13 protein-coding genes are annotated in these 21,665 nt (G+C 42.7%); 9 read left to right on the top strand and 4 right to left on the bottom strand.

The features are described 5' to 3' along the window. Positions 1 to 188 precede the first annotated feature (188 nt). Positions 189 to 770, bottom strand: a complete 582-nt coding sequence (locus tag I2I13_RS18530) for a UpxY family transcription antiterminator (RefSeq protein ID WP_032846245.1) — start codon at positions 768 to 770, stop codon at positions 189 to 191. Positions 771 to 1,123: 353 nt separating this feature from the next. Continuing rightward, the gene (locus I2I13_RS18525) at positions 1,124 to 2,071 is read right to left on the bottom strand and encodes a tyrosine-type DNA invertase cluster 3b (RefSeq protein ID WP_272224992.1); all 948 of its coding nucleotides are present in this window, start codon (positions 2,069 to 2,071) and stop codon (positions 1,124 to 1,126) included. 136 nt (positions 2,072 to 2,207) lie between these two features. Here I2I13_RS18525 and I2I13_RS18520 point away from each other — a divergent pair, with 136 nt between their 5' ends. Then, positions 2,208 to 2,411: a hypothetical protein gene (locus I2I13_RS18520; RefSeq protein ID WP_195650180.1), complete on the top strand. Its 204-nt coding sequence runs from the start codon at positions 2,208 to 2,210 to the stop codon at positions 2,409 to 2,411. A gap of 78 nt (positions 2,412 to 2,489) precedes the next feature. On the opposite strand, the gene I2I13_RS18515 is transcribed toward I2I13_RS18520, so the two are convergent. Together I2I13_RS18515 and I2I13_RS18510 are read right to left on the bottom strand one after the other, a co-directional pair. Continuing rightward, the gene (locus I2I13_RS18515) at positions 2,490 to 3,668 is read right to left on the bottom strand and encodes a heparin lyase I family protein (protein WP_195650179.1); all 1,179 of its coding nucleotides are present in this window, start codon (positions 3,666 to 3,668) and stop codon (positions 2,490 to 2,492) included. 123 nt (positions 3,669 to 3,791) lie between these two features. Further along, positions 3,792 to 4,343, bottom strand: a complete 552-nt coding sequence (locus I2I13_RS18510; RefSeq protein WP_195650178.1) for a DUF4738 domain-containing protein — start codon at positions 4,341 to 4,343, stop codon at positions 3,792 to 3,794. A 147-nt stretch (positions 4,344 to 4,490) separates the two neighbouring features. Here I2I13_RS18510 and I2I13_RS18505 point away from each other — a divergent pair, with 147 nt between their 5' ends. From I2I13_RS18505 to I2I13_RS18470, 8 genes are all read left to right on the top strand, one after another. Then, positions 4,491 to 8,015 (top strand): two-component regulator propeller domain-containing protein, encoded by a 3,525-nt coding sequence (locus I2I13_RS18505; protein WP_195650177.1) that lies wholly within the window; start codon positions 4,491 to 4,493, stop codon positions 8,013 to 8,015. A gap of 115 nt (positions 8,016 to 8,130) precedes the next feature. Beyond that, positions 8,131 to 10,740 carry a cellulase family glycosylhydrolase gene (locus tag I2I13_RS18500; protein ID WP_195650176.1) on the top strand — a complete coding sequence of 870 codons (2,610 nt, stop codon included), beginning with the start codon at positions 8,131 to 8,133 and terminating at the stop codon, positions 10,738 to 10,740. Between the two features lie 223 nt (positions 10,741 to 10,963). Beyond that, complete coding sequence (locus I2I13_RS18495) at positions 10,964 to 13,939, top strand: TonB-dependent receptor (protein WP_195650175.1); 2,976 nt, start codon at positions 10,964 to 10,966, stop codon at positions 13,937 to 13,939. Between the two features lie 21 nt (positions 13,940 to 13,960). Further along, complete coding sequence (locus I2I13_RS18490) at positions 13,961 to 15,538, top strand: RagB/SusD family nutrient uptake outer membrane protein (protein ID WP_195650174.1); 1,578 nt, start codon at positions 13,961 to 13,963, stop codon at positions 15,536 to 15,538. A gap of 23 nt (positions 15,539 to 15,561) precedes the next feature. Continuing rightward, positions 15,562 to 17,304, top strand: a complete 1,743-nt coding sequence (locus I2I13_RS18485; protein ID WP_195650173.1) for a DUF5114 domain-containing protein — start codon at positions 15,562 to 15,564, stop codon at positions 17,302 to 17,304. Positions 17,305 to 17,327: 23 nt separating this feature from the next. Continuing rightward, positions 17,328 to 18,416: a glycosyl hydrolase 53 family protein gene (locus tag I2I13_RS18480; protein ID WP_195650172.1), complete on the top strand. Its 1,089-nt coding sequence runs from the start codon at positions 17,328 to 17,330 to the stop codon at positions 18,414 to 18,416. A gap of 65 nt (positions 18,417 to 18,481) precedes the next feature. Continuing rightward, a complete protein-coding gene (galB, locus tag I2I13_RS18475; protein ID WP_195650171.1) occupies positions 18,482 to 20,929 on the top strand; it encodes a beta-galactosidase GalB in 2,448 nt (815 codons plus the stop codon). Between the two features lie 261 nt (positions 20,930 to 21,190). Then, the gene (locus I2I13_RS18470) at positions 21,191 to 21,640 is read left to right on the top strand and encodes a nuclear receptor-binding factor 2 (protein ID WP_148367964.1); all 450 of its coding nucleotides are present in this window, start codon (positions 21,191 to 21,193) and stop codon (positions 21,638 to 21,640) included. Positions 21,641 to 21,665 lie beyond the last annotated feature (25 nt).

Raw genomic sequence — 21,665 nt, 5'->3', positions numbered from 1 at the left:
TGCGTGCCAGTTCGGAGGCTAGTTGCTTTTGTTCTTTACCCTGGCGGATGCCGTCCTTGACATATTCAAGAACTTGGAAGTCGCTCATATTTTGAGCCATTAAGGGAGAACAAACTCCCAGTATCAAAAATAGAAAAAAAGTACGAAAAAGCGTTTGTATTTTCATCGATCAATTCAAATTAGAAAAATTAGCCCACATGAATGTCTGCAGATTCAACATAACCAATAGGCATATCTACACAGGCACAGCCAAGCATATTCAACCGAACTGCAATTTTACTTTTACCATCAACACTGACCAATTCACCAACCAGTCCAGTCAAAGGTCCTTTCACAACACGAACTTTTTCGCCACGTGCCAAAGGAGAGCTATTCATACAAATAGCTTCTTCTGAATAATCAAGCATAAAACGGAAACGAGCCATCTGTTCATCAGGAATCACTGCCGGAGTACTTTCTCCACGCATCACCATATAACGGCTCACTGTAGAAAAGCTTAGAACTTCTTTACGTTCAGATGGATCAGCATGAACAAATACCATCATTGGAAGAAGAACAGATTCAACCATCTTACGACGGTCGCTCCATTGATGAATTTCCTGCTGAACGGGAACAAAAGAATCAATTCCCATCTTAGATAAACGCTCGGCAACTTTCTTCTCGTGATGCATTCGAACGAGTGCTACATACCAGCGTTTTGAGTGTGCTACGCCTTCCCCTGTCCCACTACTAGGCCCGGCATTTACTGATTTCGGTTTTGTTAAAATCATATTTTTTTACCCCATGTTCATCTGTTACTTCTTAGGTAACGGACAATACATACACAAAACATACACTACTGGAAAAATAGAAATCACACACATGACAAAGGCGTAAAATATGGAAAAGCCTAATACTCAACTAGAAATAGTTGGGATCAGGCAATAAAAAGCATAGAGCATGAAAATAAAATTATTTCATGTTCGGATAGTTTTTTGCCCTATGTTTCAGATAAAACGAAAAAAAGTGGAGGAATATTTGTTTTCTATTTGTGTTTTTGTCTATCTTTGCGTCAATTTTAAATCCGTTACCTAAGAAGTAACACACATATTTTACTTCTAATTATCAACACTTTAAATACAAATCACTTACTAATATTGCAGTTCCTAACGTAAGATAAATTCCCTTTATTTACCTCTGTACGTTCTTTAAGCCCGAAGCCTTTTAAATAGATTTGTGTGGTTTTTATAGATTTGTGTCCCAATGATTCACTAATCATTTCAATCGATACTCCCCGATACTTCGCGGTCGTTGCCCAAGAATGGCGAAGTGTGTAAGAAGTGACAGGAGACTTCAAACGTAAAGCTCTCGCTAAGTCCTTTAAACGGTTGTTGAATCGACGAAGGGCAGACTGGTATTCCCGATAAGCTCTTTCATCCGTCCTTTTTTTATCGCTACGAAGAATATCAAACAGATAATCCGGAGAATCAGGATGAGAATCCTGGTTACTACGAAGCCGGTTAATCATTTCCTTTGCAGTATCAAGTATTTCCACACTCATCGGAGTTTTAGTCTTGATACGGTTATACCGTAACACATTCTGATCTAAAGCTGATTTCTCCAGATGAGCTAAATCCGCGAATGACATTCCACAGAATTGAAACATCAGGGCAGCAATAGCCTGCGTTCGACGCAAACGCTCCGATTTGGGATCCTCATACAGAAGTCTACGTAATTCACCGATAGGCAAAGCTTTCTTTTGGCGAACATCTACTCCCGTATAAACATCATGAAACAACCGAGGCACATAAGGTGCACTACCCGCTTCTACTCCCCGGTTATAAATACTACGAAGCATACGCATATACGTAGAAATCGTATTAGGCTTCAAACCACACTCATAAAGATACTGCCCGTAACGTCGTAAACGTTCGCGGGTGACCTGTCTGAACGACACATTGGACGTGCCACAAAATTTGCTAAAAGAGAAAATAGCATTCTTATAGACATGCGCTGTAGAATGCCTCCCTTCCTTCCGCAAACGACCGATGTAGAACTCTGCACATCGGCTAAATCCATTTTTGTTCATCATTTGCATCACTAGTTATTTTATATATATACCATTTGGCAAGCGGCAAAAAAACAAATCTTTTTGCATACCTGGCACACGCTTACCAAATGTAGACTTATTTTTTCAGCATTATTAACTTTGTTAAAATTAGCAAATTATGGCTAGTAAAAAAACAACTCACAGAGAGTCTAAAACACAAGTAGAAAACGGTGCTCAAAACCTGAAAAAAGAGGGAAGAGCACATCAGAAAGGGGAAATCATCAGAAGAGTCAAACGGGAACAGTTGGAAGAGGAAAAAAGACAGGCGAAAGAGAAAGTATCAAGCACCAGGAAAGTATATCATTGCTGCGCTGACGAATAAACGGTAAGAGAATTAAAAAATATCCGGATGCCCACAAAAGGACACCCGGATATCACTCTCTTTTTACCTTCTGACTAATTACCTTTCTGAATAGTTTGCCAGATTGTAACATACCGGCTTAGTGCTATTACCTACACGGTAGATACCGAACTTGAAGTAATAACCATCATCGTCGTTACGTCCAATCATGATTTTTTCATTGTCTACAATGTGTTTACTAACCTTTTTCCCCTTTTCCTGATAGTCCATCTGCACATCGAGCATGCCCGGTTTTACAATCGTTTCCGCCTCTTTGCCATAAACTGTCCAGTCAATATGAATGCGGAATGTAATCCAGCAGTCTTTCGGAAAATCGGCATAAGGCATTTTGTAAGCAATGGTCGATGCTTTATAGTCTGATGTTACAGGTTTCATAATCGGTGTTTTTTCGGGATTTGCGTTGCAACGGTCGTCTTTATCCGTCAGCCACTTACGGTCGGAATTTGCTTTGATATAGAACCATCCGCCGGAGAACCCGAACGCCAATGGAGGATAGCCTCCTTGTTCCACGAGCCATCCGTTAGCCTTTCCGGCCTGATATACAGGATTTCCTTGCTTGTCTTTTAACGGGTTACCTTGTTTATCCAGCTTGGCAACTTTCTCGTGCCCTTCATTCTTTTTGAAAATCGTAGTCTTTTCCAGTTCAACGAACTCGTCAATCGTCAGTTTTTTCACTTCACCCTGTGGAGTCTGTACCAATGTACGATCCGGCATTCCATGCCATTGAGCAAAAATTGTCGAGACATCACTACCCAATGAAGAAGGAATATATACGGAAAACTCATAGTCGCGGGAAGCTCCTTGCGGACAAATGCCTTTCCCATGATGATATACGGTTTTAGTGATCTGCGCTTTCTGATAAACATCGGCAGGCAGACCTTTGAAATCATCGGAAGTTGCATAACAATAAGAGAATTCCGCACGCCCTTTTGTTTCCCCTTTGGCATATCCTGACAGGGTGTTATCATCTTCCTTCAATTCAAAACGATAAGAAGGCTTACCATTGAACAGACGTGTAAAGTCGCGTTGAATTGCATGAGACTTTTTCGTCCCTACTGCTACCCAGCAATCGTCTATAATTTGATTGACGCGTGCCGAATCCGCCTGCACATTTACCCGTTCGGTAAGCGGAACCAATGTTTGTGTATCTTTGGTTTGAGCGGTCAGTGCCGTACATCCTACTGCTACCACACAGATAGCAAAAATGTTTTTCTTCATTCTATTCGGTATTAAGTTTGTTGACGGTGCAAAAATACGAAAGGCAACCCCATCGGCTGCCTTTCTTTTGTCTCAAATGTTTTCACATTTGTGCAATTTTACTGTCAACACCCGCCTACAAGCCTAATTGGGCGCTTCGTCGTTATAATCTTCTTCAAGCATATCCACTTTCTGTATACTCATTTTTCCATCAGCGGTGACCGTTATGGAAAGCGGCATATATAAATCTGTCTGCGGATAACAAACACTCGCAGCGTAGACAATTCCCTGCGGAGTAGTCTTGTCATACACAATGCCTTCCAATATGGACTTAGACAGGAAGTTCGCATCAACTACCGATGAAAAATCATTCTTGGTAAAGGTCTTGTTCAACACGGTTTCGTTACCACGCGTCAGGTGCAACACTATTTTATTGTCGACATAAGTATCTCCCATCTCGTTTGTCACATGGGGCAGATTTTCATCCGGAGTACGCGAAACGAGGGAATGATAATCTTTTCCCTTAAACTTAAAGTCGGTTTCGCTCTTAGACGTCTGCATACGCTGCAATCCGTGAGCATCCACACTATCCATCATTGCCAGTGTCGACTTATTATCTGAAGATCCTTTTTTACCGCCACATGCACTCACAGCCACTGCCAACGGCAATAAAAGCCAATAAATTAGTTTTCTCATATGTAAGTTTTCTGTTTATAAATAGATAGCAAAGGAACAAAAAGAGCGGGATATTTACAAGTGTAACCGACATTTTTCCTACATTTGCAAGAAAGAAGGAATACTTTTACAACAATTACAGATTTAAAAACCTGCAAACCTAACACCATGCGCGAACGAATTACAACAATTCTTTTTCTCATCCTTGTCTACTGTACCAGTGGCAATGTATATGGGCAAAAAGTAAATTATCAGCAATTCGACAACATCTATCTCGGGACTGAAGCTTCGGTGATCAGTTGCTTCCTGCAAGATAGCGAGGGACTGATATGGGTGGGTTCCAACAAGGGGTTATTCAGTTATGACGGTTATTCCACACAACAGCATTTCACGTATGGAGAACGCACTAACACACGTATCTACTGCGGTATTATAGCAGACAATACTTATTTATATCTGGGAACAGATAACGGGATTCTTATTTACAACTATCGAACAGACCAATATGAGCAACCGGATACTGATTTTCCAACGGATGTCCGTACCATGGTGCTTCAGGGAGATACGTTGTGGATAGGTTCGTTGAACGGATTATATACTTATCAGTTAAAAAGCCGTCAACTGAATCACTTCGATAGCAAACAGAGTGGGTTGTCTCATAACACCATCTATTCCATCATTCAGACAAAGGACAATCAAATTTATATAGGTACTTACAACGGATTATGCCGCTATGTACAGGCAAGTGGAAAATTTGAAAACATCCTTTTGCCTGTTAACCGGGGAGGCAGCAATTTGTTTGTCAATTCTCTGTTGGAAGACACCACCCGACAATGTATCTGGATCGGGATGGAAGGTTATCTCTTCCAATACAATCCCACTACAGGAGAGATGAAGGCGATAGAGGTATTTCATAACAACTCCATCAAATCACTGGCACTGGACGGAGATGAAAATTTGCTGGCAGGTACAGACAACGGGCTTTATGTATACCAGAATGACAAAGAGCCTTTGCAGCATATCATTCACGATTCACGCAATATCCAGTCACTAACCAACAATATTATCTGGAACATATTCTCGGATCAGGAACATAATATCTGGCTGGGAACAGATTATGGCATTTCCCTGTCACGCTATAACAGTGCGCTGCAATTTGTACCGATTTCTCAAATCACAGGTACGGGAGACGGGAATCAGTTCTATTCCCTGTTCCGGGACTCCAAAGGATTCTATTGGTTCGGAGGTACAAACGGAGTGATCCGGTTCACCCATCCTGCAGGCAATAAACACGATGCTATCTGGTATAGAATGGGAGATAAAAAACATCCGTTATCCCACAACCGGATACGGCACATCTACGAGGATAGAGAACAGCAGTTATGGATAGCCACAGACGGAAGTATCAACCGCTATGACTATAATACCCATCAATTTGTACACTACAACATCGTAGACAGTACAGGAACTTATAATACCAACTGGGCTTATTACCTGTTTGAAGATACTGACGGGAAACTTTGGATCGCCACCTGTCTCGGAGGTATCTTTGTTGTGGACAAACATAAACTGATACAATCTGCCGGAAAATCGTATGTGGCCGATCAAAATTATTCCATTCATAATGGGCTGTCGGGGATGTTCATTAATCAGATTGTCCCTGATGCGGAAGGTAATGTATGGGTATTGTTATACAACAGCAAAGGGATAGACAAAATCAATGCCCGTACGCGACAAGTGACAAAGCTGTTTGCCGATGAATTAAGTGGCGAGAAGAGCCCGAACTACCTTTTACGGGATGAAGACGGCATGCTTTGGGTAGGATTTCACGGAGGAGTGATGCGTATCAATCCCAAAGACTCGAGTCAGCAAAGTATCTCTTTCGGCAATTTCAGCAATAACGAGATTCTGTCTATGACCTCTGTAAAAGAACACATCTGGGTTTCCACCACTAACGGACTTTGGATCATCGACCGGAGAACAATGGATGCCCGCCAGCAAAGCCTGACGGATAAACGTTTCACCAGTCTCATGTTTGATCCGGAAGATGGAAATATCTATCTGGGGGGTGCAGATGGGTTCGGCATATCCCGTCCCGAAATACAAGCCATGAGTCAGCCGGAACACTCCATTTTACTGACTGCCTTATATATCAACAATCAACTGATGTCTCCGCATACCGGAGAGAATATTCCCAACATCCGCTATACCGATGCTATCGAACTAAAATACGACCAGAACAACCTGGCTTTCGAACTTTCAGACCTCCCCTACTCGCTGGAAGAAAAACATGAATTCGTCTATCGGCTGGAAGGTATGGACAAAGAATGGAATTTCCTGCAATCCAACACGAATCGCATTACGTACAGTAATCTGGGTTATGGGGATTATCAGCTGGTAATCAGCAAAGTAGAAAAGAGCGGTTCTCCTTCCGAGCATCCATATATCCTGAATATTAAAATTCTCCCTCCATGGTATTACACACTTTGGGCAAAGATAGTCTACATTCTTTTATTCTTGAGCCTCATTGCCTGGGTTATCAATTTCTTCCGTGTCAAGAATCGTCTGAAAATGGAACGGATGGAAAAAGAGAAGATTCTGGAGCAATCACGCCAGAAAATGGCTTTCTTTACCAATTTGTCAAATGAATTAAAGACACCGCTTAGCCGGATTATCGCTCCTGTCAGTCAATTGCTCCCCGTTGCAGAAGAAGTGCATGAGAAACAGACACTGGAGGAGGTGCAGCGTAATGCAATGAAAATAAACTCATTGATTCATCAGGTATTAAACTTCAACCGGATAGAGGATAATAAAGATTCGCTGCTGATTTTGTCGCGCATCGAACTTGTGTCATTCAGCCATAGCCTGTTTTCTGTCTATGAGGAAAACAAACGGATCACATTCCATTTCGAAACGAATAAAGCCAAGATTTATGCTGATATGGATGCCATCAAACTTGGAGTGATTTTAGATAATCTGCTTTCAAATGCCGTCAAATTCACCCCGGATGGCGGAAGCGTCCGTCTGTCTCTTTTCTATCGTGAAGAAACGGAATTGTTGGATATTTGTGTTTCAGATACAGGAACCGGAATCCCGCAACAAGATATTCCCTATATCTTCCAGCGTTTTTTCCAGTCTCCACATTCCGGCAATAAGGAAGGTACGGGTATCGGACTTTATCTGGTCAAGACTTACACGGAGCTTCATGGCGGTCACATCAGCGGAGTCACCTCGGACGAAGGAAAAGGAACTTCCATTGGCCTGAATATTCCAGTTATCGCTGTAGAGAAAGAAGAGATTCCGGCAACACTGGTGAAAAAGCAGTTGGAATCGTTGCCTGTGCTTAAACCAATCGAAGCTGAATCGCAAGATGAGAAATTTCTGTCGAACATTATCCGCCTGATTGAGGACCATCTTTCTGAATCAGAATTGAATGTGAACGCACTTTGTGAATTATCCGGTATCAGCAATAAGCAGATTTACCGGAAAATCAAACAACTGACCGGAATGTCTCCAGTAGAATACATCAAGTCGATCCGTATGAAAAAGGCGGCCATGTTATTGCAACAAAAGAAATTTACCATTGCCGAAGTGATGTATATGGTAGGCTTTTCCAATCATTCTTATTTCTCCAAATGTTTTCAGGCAGAATTCGGAAAAACGCCACGTCAGTACCTTAATGAAGACCTGTAGAGGCATTTTGGGGCATTTCGTCCTATTTTTATCCTTATATGTCCAATCTGTGCTTTTATTGAAATGACCAATAAATTACTTTTGTTGCTGTCAATAAACCGATAAATTTGATAGCATGAAAAGACTGTTGATCCTTACCTTTATTTGTTTGATATCTGCCTTTGTCAAAGTGCAGGGCAAATCATCCTCTACACCTATTATATATATAGATGGAAATGGGGTGATGCGTTGGAGTGACACCCGCCGGGAGGCTTCCTTTTTCGGTGTTAATTATACGCTGCCTTTCGCCCATGCTTACCGTGCCATTGGATATTTGGGACTGGACCGCAAAGCTGCCATAGATAAAGATGTATATCATATCTCCCGTCTGGGACTGAATGCTTACCGTATTCATTTATGGGATGTGGAACTGACAGACGGACAAGGAAATCTCCTCGAAAACGAGCATCTCGACCTGATGGACTATCTGATTGCCAAACTCAAAGAGCGCAATATTCATATTGTGATTACCGCACAGACCAACTTCGGGAACGGATATCCCGAACGAAACATACAGACGGGCGGTTTCTCCTATCAATATGATAAATGCGATATGCACTCCCATCCGGAAGCTATCGTTGCACAAGAAACCTATCTTCATGGTTTGGTGAAGCACGTCAATCCATATACGGGGTTAGCCTACAAAGACGACCCTTCCATCGTAGGATTCGAGATCAATAATGAACCTTGTCATTCCGGTACGAAGAAAGAGGTAAAAGCCTATATCAACCGGATGCTCAAAGCGATCAATAAAACAGGAAACCGCAAACCTGTATTCTATAATGTAAGCCACAACGAATATGTAGTAGAGGCTTATTATGAAACTGCCATTCAGGGAACTACTTATCAATGGTATCCCATCGGACTAGTATCCGGACAGACACAGCAGGGAAATTTCCTTCCATCTATAGACCGCTATGATATTCCCTTTTCCGATAAAGTGAAAGGATTCGATAAGAAAACACGGATGGTATATGAGTTCGATCCGGCAGATATCATGTATTCTTATATGTATCCGGCCATGGTACGTACTTTCCGTACAGCAGGCTTCCAATGGATTACCCAGTTTGCGTATGATCCGATGGATATCGCTTATGCCAATACGGAATATCAGACTCATTTCTTGAATCTTGCCTATACGCCTCATAAAGCTATCAGTATGAAGATAGCCGCCGAAGCTGCACGCAGTCTGAAAAGAGGTGAATCATACGGCAGTTATCCACAGGACACTTTATTTGGTGACGGTTTTCGTGTCAGTTATACAGAGGACTTGAGCGAATTTAATAATGGAAAGAAATTCTATTATTCCAATCATACCGACACCCAGCCCAAAGATGCGTCACAACTTGTTTCCATTGCCGGTTGTGGCAGTTCTCCGATTATTCGTTATGAGGGAACAGGTGCTTATTTCATGGATTGCCTCGAACCGGGAGTCTGGAGACTGGAAGTGATGCCGGACGCGGTAGTAGTGAACGATCCGTTTGCCAAACCGTCACTTGATAAAGAAGTGGTTACCATCGCTTATGGTGCTTGGGACATGGCTCTGCAAATACCTGATTTAGGAATGGAATTTACCTTTACGGCCCTCAATCAAGGAAATCAGCAGAAAGGAGATGTGACAGACGGGATTATCCGCGGACTTTGTCCGGGTACCTATCTGCTGAAACGTAAAAACTGTACGCCCAAACAGAACTGGCAGGCAGACTCTCAATGGAATTCCATCCGCATCGGAGAATATGTGGCTCCTACTCCACGTGTGACGGATTATAAAGTCGTTCATACTCCATCGGAAACCACTGAAGCAAATAAGGATTTAACGATTAGTGCACAGGTGGTAGGAACCGAATTCCCGGATTCTGTGATTATCTACACCGATAAGATATCTTTTTGGAATGAGCACAATCCATATATCAAGATGAAACGTACAGGCGGATATACCTATCAGGCAACGATACCCGCTACAGAAATAAAGGATGATTGTTTCAGGTATAACATCATCGTATGCCGGGGCAACAGCACTCGCACTTATCCCACAGGAAATTCCGGTTACAGGAATTCATCATCGGGAATAAAGGGAAATCCACTGGACTGGAATTATACTTCCGGAGCCTATTGGACTACTCGTGTTGTTGCCCCAGATAGTGCGATACCACTATTGACTATTACGGACGCAGATAGCCGGATAGAAGCATACACGCTTCCCGAATGGAATGATCTCCAACGTACTTTGGTTGATTCTTCTCCGGTGGAAAAACCTTTGCTCCGGTTCCGGTTTACTCCTAAAGGAGAAAATCCGCACTATTTCCTCCGCACGTTCGTAAAGAACCTGATTGAAGAAAGAAAAGAAAGAGTAAAGGATTGTAGCGTTCTCTGTATCCGGGTAAATCGCACGAAAGCACTTCCGGAAGGATTCAGTGCCGGTTTCGTAACGTCAGACGGATATACTTATAAAAGCCCTTGTCCTGCTCCATCATCGGAGGGAATCATACGGATACCGTTGAAAGATTTACGCCAGACAGACACGGCATTGTTGCCGGTAGCTTATCCGACATTCTTGAAACAGTATTTCCATCCGGAAACGGAAATCGCATTTTTACCGGAAAGGATTGAGAAGTTGGAGCTATCAATGTCAGGAAACAAGAAAGGTTTAGTTGAGATTGAACTAGGAAATATCTGGCTGGAATAATCGTTCTTAAAGTTCCCCGGTGTCGAAGCCTTCGTTCCTCGGTGAGGAAAGGGTCGTTCATCGGTGAGGAACAAGGTCTTCCTCGGTGAGGAACGAATCTTCCGTCTGAGCCACGTTTGAAGCCTTCTGAAAGGGGGTAGCAAACGGAAGAGACAGAAAGAGAAAAGCCGCTGATTTTTAAATAAAAAGTAAAAATAAATCTATTATCAATAACACAGTAATTATGAACAGGAATATCTTAAATCTACGCCATCTGACTGTACTACTTATGTTATGTACAGCCTTTTTAGGAGGCATCATTCCTGCCTTCGCCCAACAAGGAGGCAAGAAAATCACCGGACAAGTGATTGACGAGAACAAGGAACCGATGATCGGAGTAAGTATCCTCATTGTCGGTACTTCTACCGGAACAGTGACCGATTTCGACGGTAATTATACACTCAATGTGCCACAGGGCAGCAAAGAGTTGCAATTCTCTTATGTAGGATATGAAACAAAAGTAGTACCTGTTCCTGCCAACAGTACTACTTTGAATGTCCAGCTGAAAAGTGATTCACAGGTATTGAGCGACGTTGTAGTAATCGGCTATGGTACGCAGCGTAAAAGCGACCTGACAGGTTCGGTGACTAACGTCAGCAGCAAGGATTTCAACCTGGGATTGGTCAGCTCTCCCGAGCAACTGATTAATGGTAAGATTTCCGGTGTGCAAATCATGTCCAACAGTGGTTCTCCTACTGCGGGAAGTACGATCCGTGTGCGTGGTGGTGCTTCACTGAACGCTAGTAATGACCCTTTGATCGTACTGGACGGCGTTCCTTTGGAACAGGGAGGCATCAGCGGTAATGACGGAAACTTCCTTAGCCTCATCAACCCGAACGATATTGAAAGTATGACCATTCTGAAAGATGCTTCTTCGACTGCCATTTACGGTTCGCGTGCATCCAACGGAGTTATTCTGATTACTACCAAGAAAGGAAGTTCGGATAAACTGAAGATTACATTCAGTACGACAAATTCCATCCAGACACGTACTAAGCTGGCTGATATGCTAAGTTATGGCCAATTTGTCAACACCATCCGTACGCAAGGAACGACTGCCCAACAATCTCTACTCGGCACAGCCCATACGGACTGGAATGATGAAATCTATCAGAATGCTTTCGGTACGGATAATAATCTTAGTATTTCCGGAAAAATTGCTAAAAACTGGCCATTTCGTATATCAGTAGGTTATTACAATCAAAGTGGTTTATTACGCACAGACAACGCAGAACGCTACACGGGAAGCATCATGGTAACCCCCTCTTTCTTCAAAGACCACTTGAAACTGAATATTAATGCGAAAGGGTCTATTAATAACAATACATTTGGTAACACGAATGCTATCTGGGCAGCTTCTACAATGAACCCAACCATCCCCGTTTATTCAGGACTGGATACTTTTGGAGGATACACGGAAGCAATAGACAATACAGGTGCACCAGCCAACGGTGCTGTAATGAACCCGGTAGGACTTATCAAAATGAATGATTCCCAAAGTAACGTAAGACGTTTCATCGGAAATATCGATGCGGACTATCGTGTTCATTTCTTCCCCGACTTAAAGCTGCACGCTACATTAGGTTACGACTATGCACAAGGTAAGGGAAGTGTATATGTTCCGGCAGAAGCTGCACAGAATTACACCACTTCCGGTCTGGATTACAGCTACGGTCCGCAGAAGAAAGAAAATCGCCTGCTGACTTTGTATGCCAACTACAACAAATTGGTAGAATCGATTAAAAGTAGTTTTGACGTAACAGCCGGTTACGATTATCAGTACTGGAAAGCTACGACTCCTCTTTACTACGAAATGAACACGCTGGGAGAAATACAAAAGACTTCAAAGGCTAAAGACGAACGCCATGTACTACTTTCATACTACGGTCGTCTGAATTATTCGTTCGATTCACGTTATATGTTAACCACCACCATCCGCCGGGACGCTACTTCACGCTTTGCCAAGAATGTACGTTGGGGTACTTTCCCCTCTGTAGCCTTGGGATGGAGAGTGACGGAAGAATCTTTCCTGAAAGATAATAAGGTATTGAGCAATCTGAAAATTCGTGCCAGTTACGGTGTGACCGGACAACAGGACGGTATTGGTAACTACAATTATCTACCTATCTATACTCAAAGCCAAAATGGTGCGGAAGGTATCATGGGAAATGAATATATTCATACGTACCGTCCCAGCTCTTACGTCCCTGACTTGAAATGGGAAACCACTACTTCATGGAATATAGGATTCGACTTCGGCTTTCTGGAAGACCGTATTACCGGTAGCTTTGACTACTACACTCGCCAAACTAAAGATTTGATTGCAACAGTTCCCGCCGCAGCAGGTACCACCTTCGACCGTAACATCACCACCAATGTGGGAAATGTGGACAGTCAGGGTATTGAATTCAGCGTAAATGCAACTCCTGTACAGACAGAAGACTGGAACTGGGATGTCAGCTTCAACATGACTTGGCAAAAGATGAAGGTAAAAAATCTGTCTTTATCTGCCGGAGCTGTCGCTACAAATACTTCAGTAGGTCCATATATCGACAGTTACCAAGTACAAACGTTAAGTGAGGGATACGCCCCTTATATGTTCTACGTTTATCATCAACTCTATGATGAAAAAACAGGAAAACCGGTAGAAGGTGCCTATCTTGATGTGAATGGAGACGGACAAATCAACTCTTCCGATTTATATCGTTACCACTCTCCCGCTCCGGATTACATTCTCGGTTTCAGTACTTCACTGCGCTGGAAAAAATGGACTTTGAGTACAAGCTTGCGTGCAAACATCGGCAACTATGTCTATAATGCCATGGCTATGAATGCCGGAGCCTGGGAAACAGTAAGCTACAACTCCTATCAATTGAATAACCTGTCTACAAGTTATCTGAAAACCGGATTCCAGACCCGTCAGTACTTGTCCGACTATTATGTAGAAAATGCTTCTTTCCTGAAAATGGATAATCTATCGTTGAACTATAATTTCGGTCAAATCTGCAAAGGATGTAGCCTGAATGTGAGTGCTATGGTTCAGAATGTATTCTGTATCACCAAGTACAGCGGTGTCGACCCGGAGGTTCCTAATGGTGTGGATAATTCCTTCTATCCACGTCCGCGCACCTTCTCACTGAATGTAGGTTTCAACTTCTAACTATTTAAAAACAAGCGAATCATGAAAAAGATATTATATACAGCCTTCTATTTTTGCAGTGCATTATTGCTGAACTCCTGCATAGGCGACTTAGACCAATATCCGCATGAAGACGAAACATCTTCTACGATATATACCAATGCTGAAAACTATAAAGCCGTTTTAGGTAAGATATATGCTGCCATGGTGACCACCGGACAGGAAAAAGGGGGTGATCCGGACTTGAGCAGTAACAGTGGACAGGATTATATACGTTGCTTCTTCAACCTGCAGGAATGTGGAACAGACGAGGTGGCCTCTACCTGGTTGTCGGGTGATAATGTGAGCGGATTGACTTATTTAAGTTGGGATGCTAATGATCCTTGGGTATCGGACATGTACTATCGGATTTATTATAACATAGCATTATGCAATGAATTTCTCCGTAACGCAACCGATGAAAAGCTGGCAGAATTTAGCGAACAGGATCAAACTGAAATCCGCCATTACCGGGCTGAAGCTCGTTTCATGCGTGCTTTATTCTACTACCATGCAATGGACTTATTCCGTAATATCCCGTTCATAACAGAGAATGACCCGACTGTCGGTTATCTGCCTCCACGTTATACGTCTGCACAAATTTTCAGTTATATAGAATCTGAATTAAATGCCATTACAAATGATATGCTTAGCAAAGGGAATTGTCCTTATGGACGTGCTTCACAAGGAGCCGCCTACACATTGCTTGCCAAACTTTATCTGAACGCAGAGGTGTATATTGAAACGTCGAAGTATACAGAATGTATCGCTGCCTGTCAACAGGCTATCGCACAGGGATATTCATTGGAAGATGACTACAGCAAACTATTCAATGCGGATAATGATAAGCGTACTGCCAACGAAATTATATTCACCTTACCTGTGGACGCCACACATACCGTATCTTGGGGTTCTTCCACATATATTGTCTGTGGTGCCGTAAGCAATACTTCCGACAAACAGATTCCTGAAAATTATGGTGTGAAAAGCGGTTGGGGAATGTTCCGTGTACGCGGAGAAATTCCGGCCTTATTTAGTGGAACTGATGATAAGCGCTATATGTTCTTCACTGACGGACAAACACAATACCTGGATGTGATAGATAATCAGGCAAACGGATATTTTGTAGAAAAATGGACTAACCTGACAGATGCCGGAGCAACCGCTTCCAACACTGCAGATGGTGGTGTAAATACAGATTATCCTTTATTCCGTTTGGCAGACATATATCTGATGATGGCGGAAGCTGTGGTACGTGGCGGAACGGGTAGTGATAAAGGAACCGTATTGGGATATATCAATAAGCTGCAAGAACGTGCTTATGGCGACGACTCTCATAATAAAGCGGAAGCCGACCTGACACTGGACTTTATCCTGAAAGAACGTGCCCGTGAACTTTATTGGGAAGGATACCGTCGTACCGACTTAATCCGTTTCGGGATGTTCACTACCGACAAATATCTGTGGCAATGGAAAGGTGGTGAAAAAGGTGGCGTAGCTGTAAATAGCAAGTATAATATCTATCCGATACCGGCTACCGAACTGACGGCTAATCCCAATTTATATAATGAAAATTATTAATCATCCTCTAATACAAACGATATATGAAAACAATAAATAGTCTGTTCCTTTCATTGGCGGCTCTCTTTATATTGAGTGCCTGTGAAGATGACGCAGATAAATATTATTTATCGAGCCTGACAGAAAATGAATTGATAGCTTCTACAAACAACATTGTATTGACGGAAGATATCGCACAAAAAAATGTTCTGTCACTGGCATGGACCGACCGGACATTGGCTATCAACAATCCGGATTTCAAACCAACCAACTTATTGAAAACAAGTATACAGGTTGCATTAAACGAAGATTTCTCCGGAACGATCGTTGAGTCTACCGAAACCTCTCTTTCCAAGACTTACAATGGAGCTGAATTAAATATTGTCACCAATAATCTGGGGGGTGAAGCCAATGTAGCCACTAAATTCTATTTCAGACTGAAAGGAACAACGGGAAACAACATCGAACCGGCATATAGCAATGTGGAAGTAATCACCATCACTCCTTATGAACTGGATATGCGTTTTGCCAGCATGCTGGATCAAAACGGCACAGACACCGGTATGAGTTTATTTTCAGTAAATACAGATGGTGTATACAAAGGATTTGTAGGAGTAAATGCCTGGTACAACTTCCTGATTAAAGAAGCCAACGGAACGATCTGGAGAAATGACAACGAAACCGGAATGCCGTTCCTACTAACTACAGCAGGGGATTGGAAATGTTGGTTCCCAGGAGTTGGAGGTTGCTATTATATCACAATTGACACGAATAATAAGCAATGGAACGGAATACAAATACCAACATTGAACGTCAGTGGAGATATCGATGCAACAATGGAATTTAACCAAACGAGCAGAAAATGGACAGCTACATTCAATGCTAATGCAGCCGGAAGTATGACTATCCAAATCAGTGGAACGGGGAAATTATACGATCATACATGCGCCAATCCGAATGATAACGGTGGATACGACATTGATGACACGAAGGCTAAAGATACTCCTATGGCATTCAGCGGCAGCAGCACAGCGTTAAATCTCGGAGAAACAGCCGGAGACATAACAGTTAATGTGCCACAGGCAGGAGAGTGTACGCTTTCTATCGATCTAAGTAACCCTCAACAATGGACTGTATCAGTAGAAGAAGGTTCTGCAGAACCGGAGCCGGAACCGGAAGAGGGACAATATTTGTATTTACCGGGAATTGGCCAAGGTAGCGACTGGACATACGATCATAAAATTGAAGTGTACTATAAGGAAGAACAAAAATATGCAGGTATAGTGGATGTCAACTCACAATGGGGAAGTTATGCAATGACCCTGTTCTCATCAGGAGATGCATGGGACACCAGTAAAATGTACACCATCGCCAATGATGATTCGGAAAGTACGGCAGAAAATGGAACTCTTGTAAATGAAAGTGCAAAGAATATTCCTGCACCTGCTGCCGGTCTTTATCTGTTTGACGTTTCATTAAAAGAGCTGACTTATAAAACTTATGCAGTTGGAAATAACATCTATTGTTATTATGGAATAGAGGGGGATAACAATTTATATCCTATCGCCACAACAGGAACTGCCGGAGAATATTCGGGAACGATTACGTTATCACAAGATTCTAACTGGGGAATCAAGTTTTATATAAAAGATGACTGGACCGGAGCGTATGGAGGAAGCAATGGAAAACTATATTATAACAGTAACGAGGGTATCCCATTGACTGCCGGAACTTATACTATCACAGTCAATCTGATAGACGGCACTTATTCCGCTTCTAATAAATAACCTTTAGATAACAGTATATAATTATGAAACGATTCAAAAATATATTGATGGCTTCCGCACTACTGTGCGGAGCCTTCTTCACAGCCTGTGACGACAATGATGATAAACCGGTATTTCCGGAAAATCAAGATCAAGCCTATGACATGTCCGGTTTTGCCAAAGGAGCCGATGTCAGTTGGTTGACAGAAATGGAAAAGGAAGGTTACAAATTCTATGATGCTGAAGGAAACGGACATGAATGTATGTCACTACTCCGAGATCTGGGCATGAATGCCATCCGTCTACGTGTATGGGTAAATCCCGATCAGGGATGGTCGGAAGAGGAAGGTTTCTTTAATCCGGGAGGATGGTGTGATAAAGACGATGTAGTGACTAAGGCATGGCGCGCCCACAACTTAGGCTACCGTATTATGATTGATTTCCATTATAGTGATATTTGGGCGGATCCGGGACGGCAAGAGAAACCGGCAGCTTGGGCCGACCTATACTTTGATGAATTAAAACAAGCAGTAGCCGACCATACCACTGAAGTATTAAGTGCAATCAAAGCAAGAGGCATCGATGTGGAATGGGTGCAGGTGGGCAACGAGACACGTACAGGCATGTTAAAACCCGACGGAGCTGCTAGCAGCGGAAAAACTGCCAACTTCGCTCAACTGGTAACAGCAGGATACGATGCCGTTAAAACAATCTATCCGGAAGCTAAAGTTATCGTACATATTGATCAGGGCAATAATCCCAATCGATATATCTGGCTGTTTGACGGTCTGAAAGCTGATGGGGGAAAATGGGATGTAATCGGTATGTCTCTTTATCCGGAACCGGATACCGAAGACTGGCGACAATTAAACAATGATTGTATTGCTAATATGAAAAGCCTGATTGAACGGTATCATACACCTGTCATGATGTGTGAGCTTGGTATTTACTGGAATTATGAAGAAGCTGAAGAGTTTTTTACCGATTTCATGACTAAAGCTAAAGAAATAGATCAATGCCTCGGTGTTTTCACTTGGGAACCTCAAAGTTACGGTGGTTGGAAAGGCTATCACAAAGGCTTGTTTGACGATACCGGTAAACCCACTAACGCATTTAATGCTTTCAAGAGATAAGATTATTGAATCATTTTTTATAACTTTACCCCGAATCCAAAATATTTTATACCTGAAAAGCAAAAATGAACATGAAACACCAAAAACAGTTATTAGCTGTACTTTTGATGGGCACCGCTTGCACATTGCAAGCGCAACGCAGTGAGACGCTGCTCGAGAAAAACTGGAAATTCAGTAAAGGAGATTTTAAAGAGGCTAGCCAGCCGGAGTTTAATGACACAAAATGGGAGTCGGTTGTTATTCCACATGACTGGGCGATTTTCGGTCCATTCGATATGAATAATGACCTGCAGAATGTAGCTGTGACACAGAACTTCGAGAAAAAGGCTTCCTTGAAAACAGGACGTACCGGTGGGCTCCCTTATGTAGGCACCGGATGGTATCGAACCAGTTTTGATGCTCCTGCCGATAAGGAGGTGACACTGCTCTTTGATGGCGCCATGAGCGAAGCACGTGTCTATGTAAATGGAAAAGAGGCTTGTTTCTGGCCTTTCGGCTACAACTCTTTCCACTGTAATGTGACGCCCCTAATGAATAAAGACGGAAAGAACAATACGCTGGCCGTACGTTTGGAAAATCGTCCGCAGTCCTCGCGCTGGTATCCGGGAGCAGGTTTGTATCGCAATGTGCATCTGATCGTGACAGACAAAGTGCATGTGCCTGTATGGGGAACACAAATCACAACTCCTCATGTTAGTAAGGACTTTGCAGCCATACGTCTTCAAACGAAGATTGACAATGCGGGTGAGAAAACACAAATCCGTGTAGAGACAGAGATTCTTTCTCCGGACGGAAAAGTGGTTACCAGCAAAGAGAATACGAACCGCATTAATCACGGACAACCATTCGAACAAAACTTTATTGTAAATGCGCCCGAGCTCTGGTCACCGGAAAGTCCGTCGCTCTACAAGGCTGTTTCCAAAATTTACGCAGATGATAAACTGGTGGATACTTACACGACCCGTTTCGGTATCCGCAGCATTGAATATATCGCTGATAAGGGTTTCTATCTGAACGGAAAACACCGCAAATTCCAAGGGGTATGCAATCATCATGATTTAGGTCCGCTGGGTGCCGCTATTAATGTGGCAGCACTTCGCCATCAGCTTACATTGCTGAAAGATATGGGATGTGATGCTATCCGTACTTCTCATAATATGCCGACTCCCGAACTCGTAGCGTTGTGTGACGAAATGGGATTTATGATGATGATTGAACCGTTTGATGAATGGGACATCGCCAAGTGTGAAAACGGGTATCACCGTTATTTCAATGAATGGGCGGAACGTGATATGGTAAATATGCTCCATAATTATCGGAATAATCCATGTGTGATTATGTGGAGTATCGGTAATGAAGTACCGACCCAATGTAGCCCCGTCGGCTATAAAGTGGCTAAATTCCTGCAAGACATTTGCCACCGAGAAGATCCGACACGTCCTGTCACCTGCGGAATGGATCAGGTTACTTGTGTACTTGCGAACGGATTTGCAGCAATGATTGACATTCCGGGACTTAATTACCGTACCCAACGCTATAAAGAATCTTATGACCAACTCCCGCAGAATCTGATTCTGGGTAGTGAGACTGCTTCTACTGTCAGTTCACGTGGGGTATACAAATTCCCGGTAGAGGATAAGAAAAGCGCCAAATATGAAGACCATCAATGTTCATCTTATGATGTGGAAGCCTGTTCATGGTCAAATATTCCGGATGAGGACTTTGCACTGGCCGACGATAACCATTGGACAATCGGACAATTTGTATGGACAGGATTTGACTATCTAGGTGAACCATCACCTTATGATACGGATGCATGGCCCAATCACAGTTCCATGTTTGGTATTATCGACCTTGCCAGTCTGCCTAAAGACCGCTATTACTTGTATCGCAGTGTATGGAACAAGGATGCGGAAACCTTGCATATTCTGCCTCACTGGACATGGCCGGGACGTGAAGGTGAAGTGACTCCTATATTTGTATATACCAACTATCCTACAGCCGAACTGTTTATCAACGGTAAAAGTTATGGTAAACAAAGCAAGAATAATAGTTCGTTGAAGAACCGCTATCGTCTGATGTGGATGGATGCTGTATATGAACCGGGAGAAGTAAAAGTAATAGCCTATAACAAAGATGGAAAAGCAGTAGCGGAAAAAGTGGTTCGCACTGCCGGAAAGCCTCATCACATCGAACTGGTCAGCAACCGTAACGAATTGACTGCAGACGGAAAAGACTTAGCGTATGTGACTGTGAAAGTTGTAGACAAAGATGGTAACCTATGCCCTACTGATAATCGTCAGATAAACTTCTCTGCAAAGGGAACCGGTAAATATCGTGCTGCAGCCAATGGCGACCCGACAAATCTGGAACAATTCCATCTTCCGAAGATGCATACTTTCAACGGAATGTTGACAGCTATCATACAAGCTGGTGAAACTGCCGGAGAAATTGTATTTACAGCCAAAGCAAATGGAGTGAAAGCCGGAAATATTCGTATTCAAACGAAATAAGGCATACGCTTTATAATATCTGATAAGCCACCGGATTTCTTGACTAAAGAGAAGTCCGGTGGTTTTCATATATAATATACTGGACTTTTCACTTTTACGAGAAAAGAGGCAAGTAAATACAGGTTAATGTCTATCTTTGCCAAAGAAAACGTTACAGATATGTCGCACAGGATTCACTTCCTTATTTTTACAGGTCTTTTACTGATGTTCTGTTCATGCCGGAAAGAAAACAGGTTTGAATGGCAAGTAAATCAAAGACACATGGAAGTATCTCTGAACAAAGAATCTGATTCGCTCTATGTCATTCATTTGAATACAGACCAACCCTCCCACTCTGTTTGGAAATTGCCTTATCCTGTCTATCAATTTGATTATGGAGATGTTACAGGAGACGGGATGCCGGAAATTATTGTGGGGGTTATCAAGCCTACCCGATTCGATCCCAAACCTGACAAGCGGTTATTCATTTACCGGATTGCAGATGAAGCGTATATCCGCCCACTTTGGTTAGGTTCGAGGGTAGCACAACCTTTGGAAGATTTTAGAGTGATTCGTGAACATACTCCTGTATTGATACGTACCATGGAACGGGAACGAAGTGGAAAATTTCTGATAGCGGAATATGCATGGAGAGGTTTTGGTCTGGATTTTAAGGGATATCTGAAACGCGAGACAGAAGAAAAGGAGGCCAAACGCATTCTTGAACGTTAACGTTAGATACTATCATTTATATATA

Source organism: Bacteroides sp. D55t1_190419_B8 (assembly GCF_015558905.1).
In the GTDB taxonomy this organism is placed as follows: domain Bacteria; phylum Bacteroidota; class Bacteroidia; order Bacteroidales; family Bacteroidaceae; genus Bacteroides; species Bacteroides vicugnae.
Note: the sequence above shows the minus strand (reverse complement) of the source record. Positions and strands in the feature narration are given on the sequence as shown.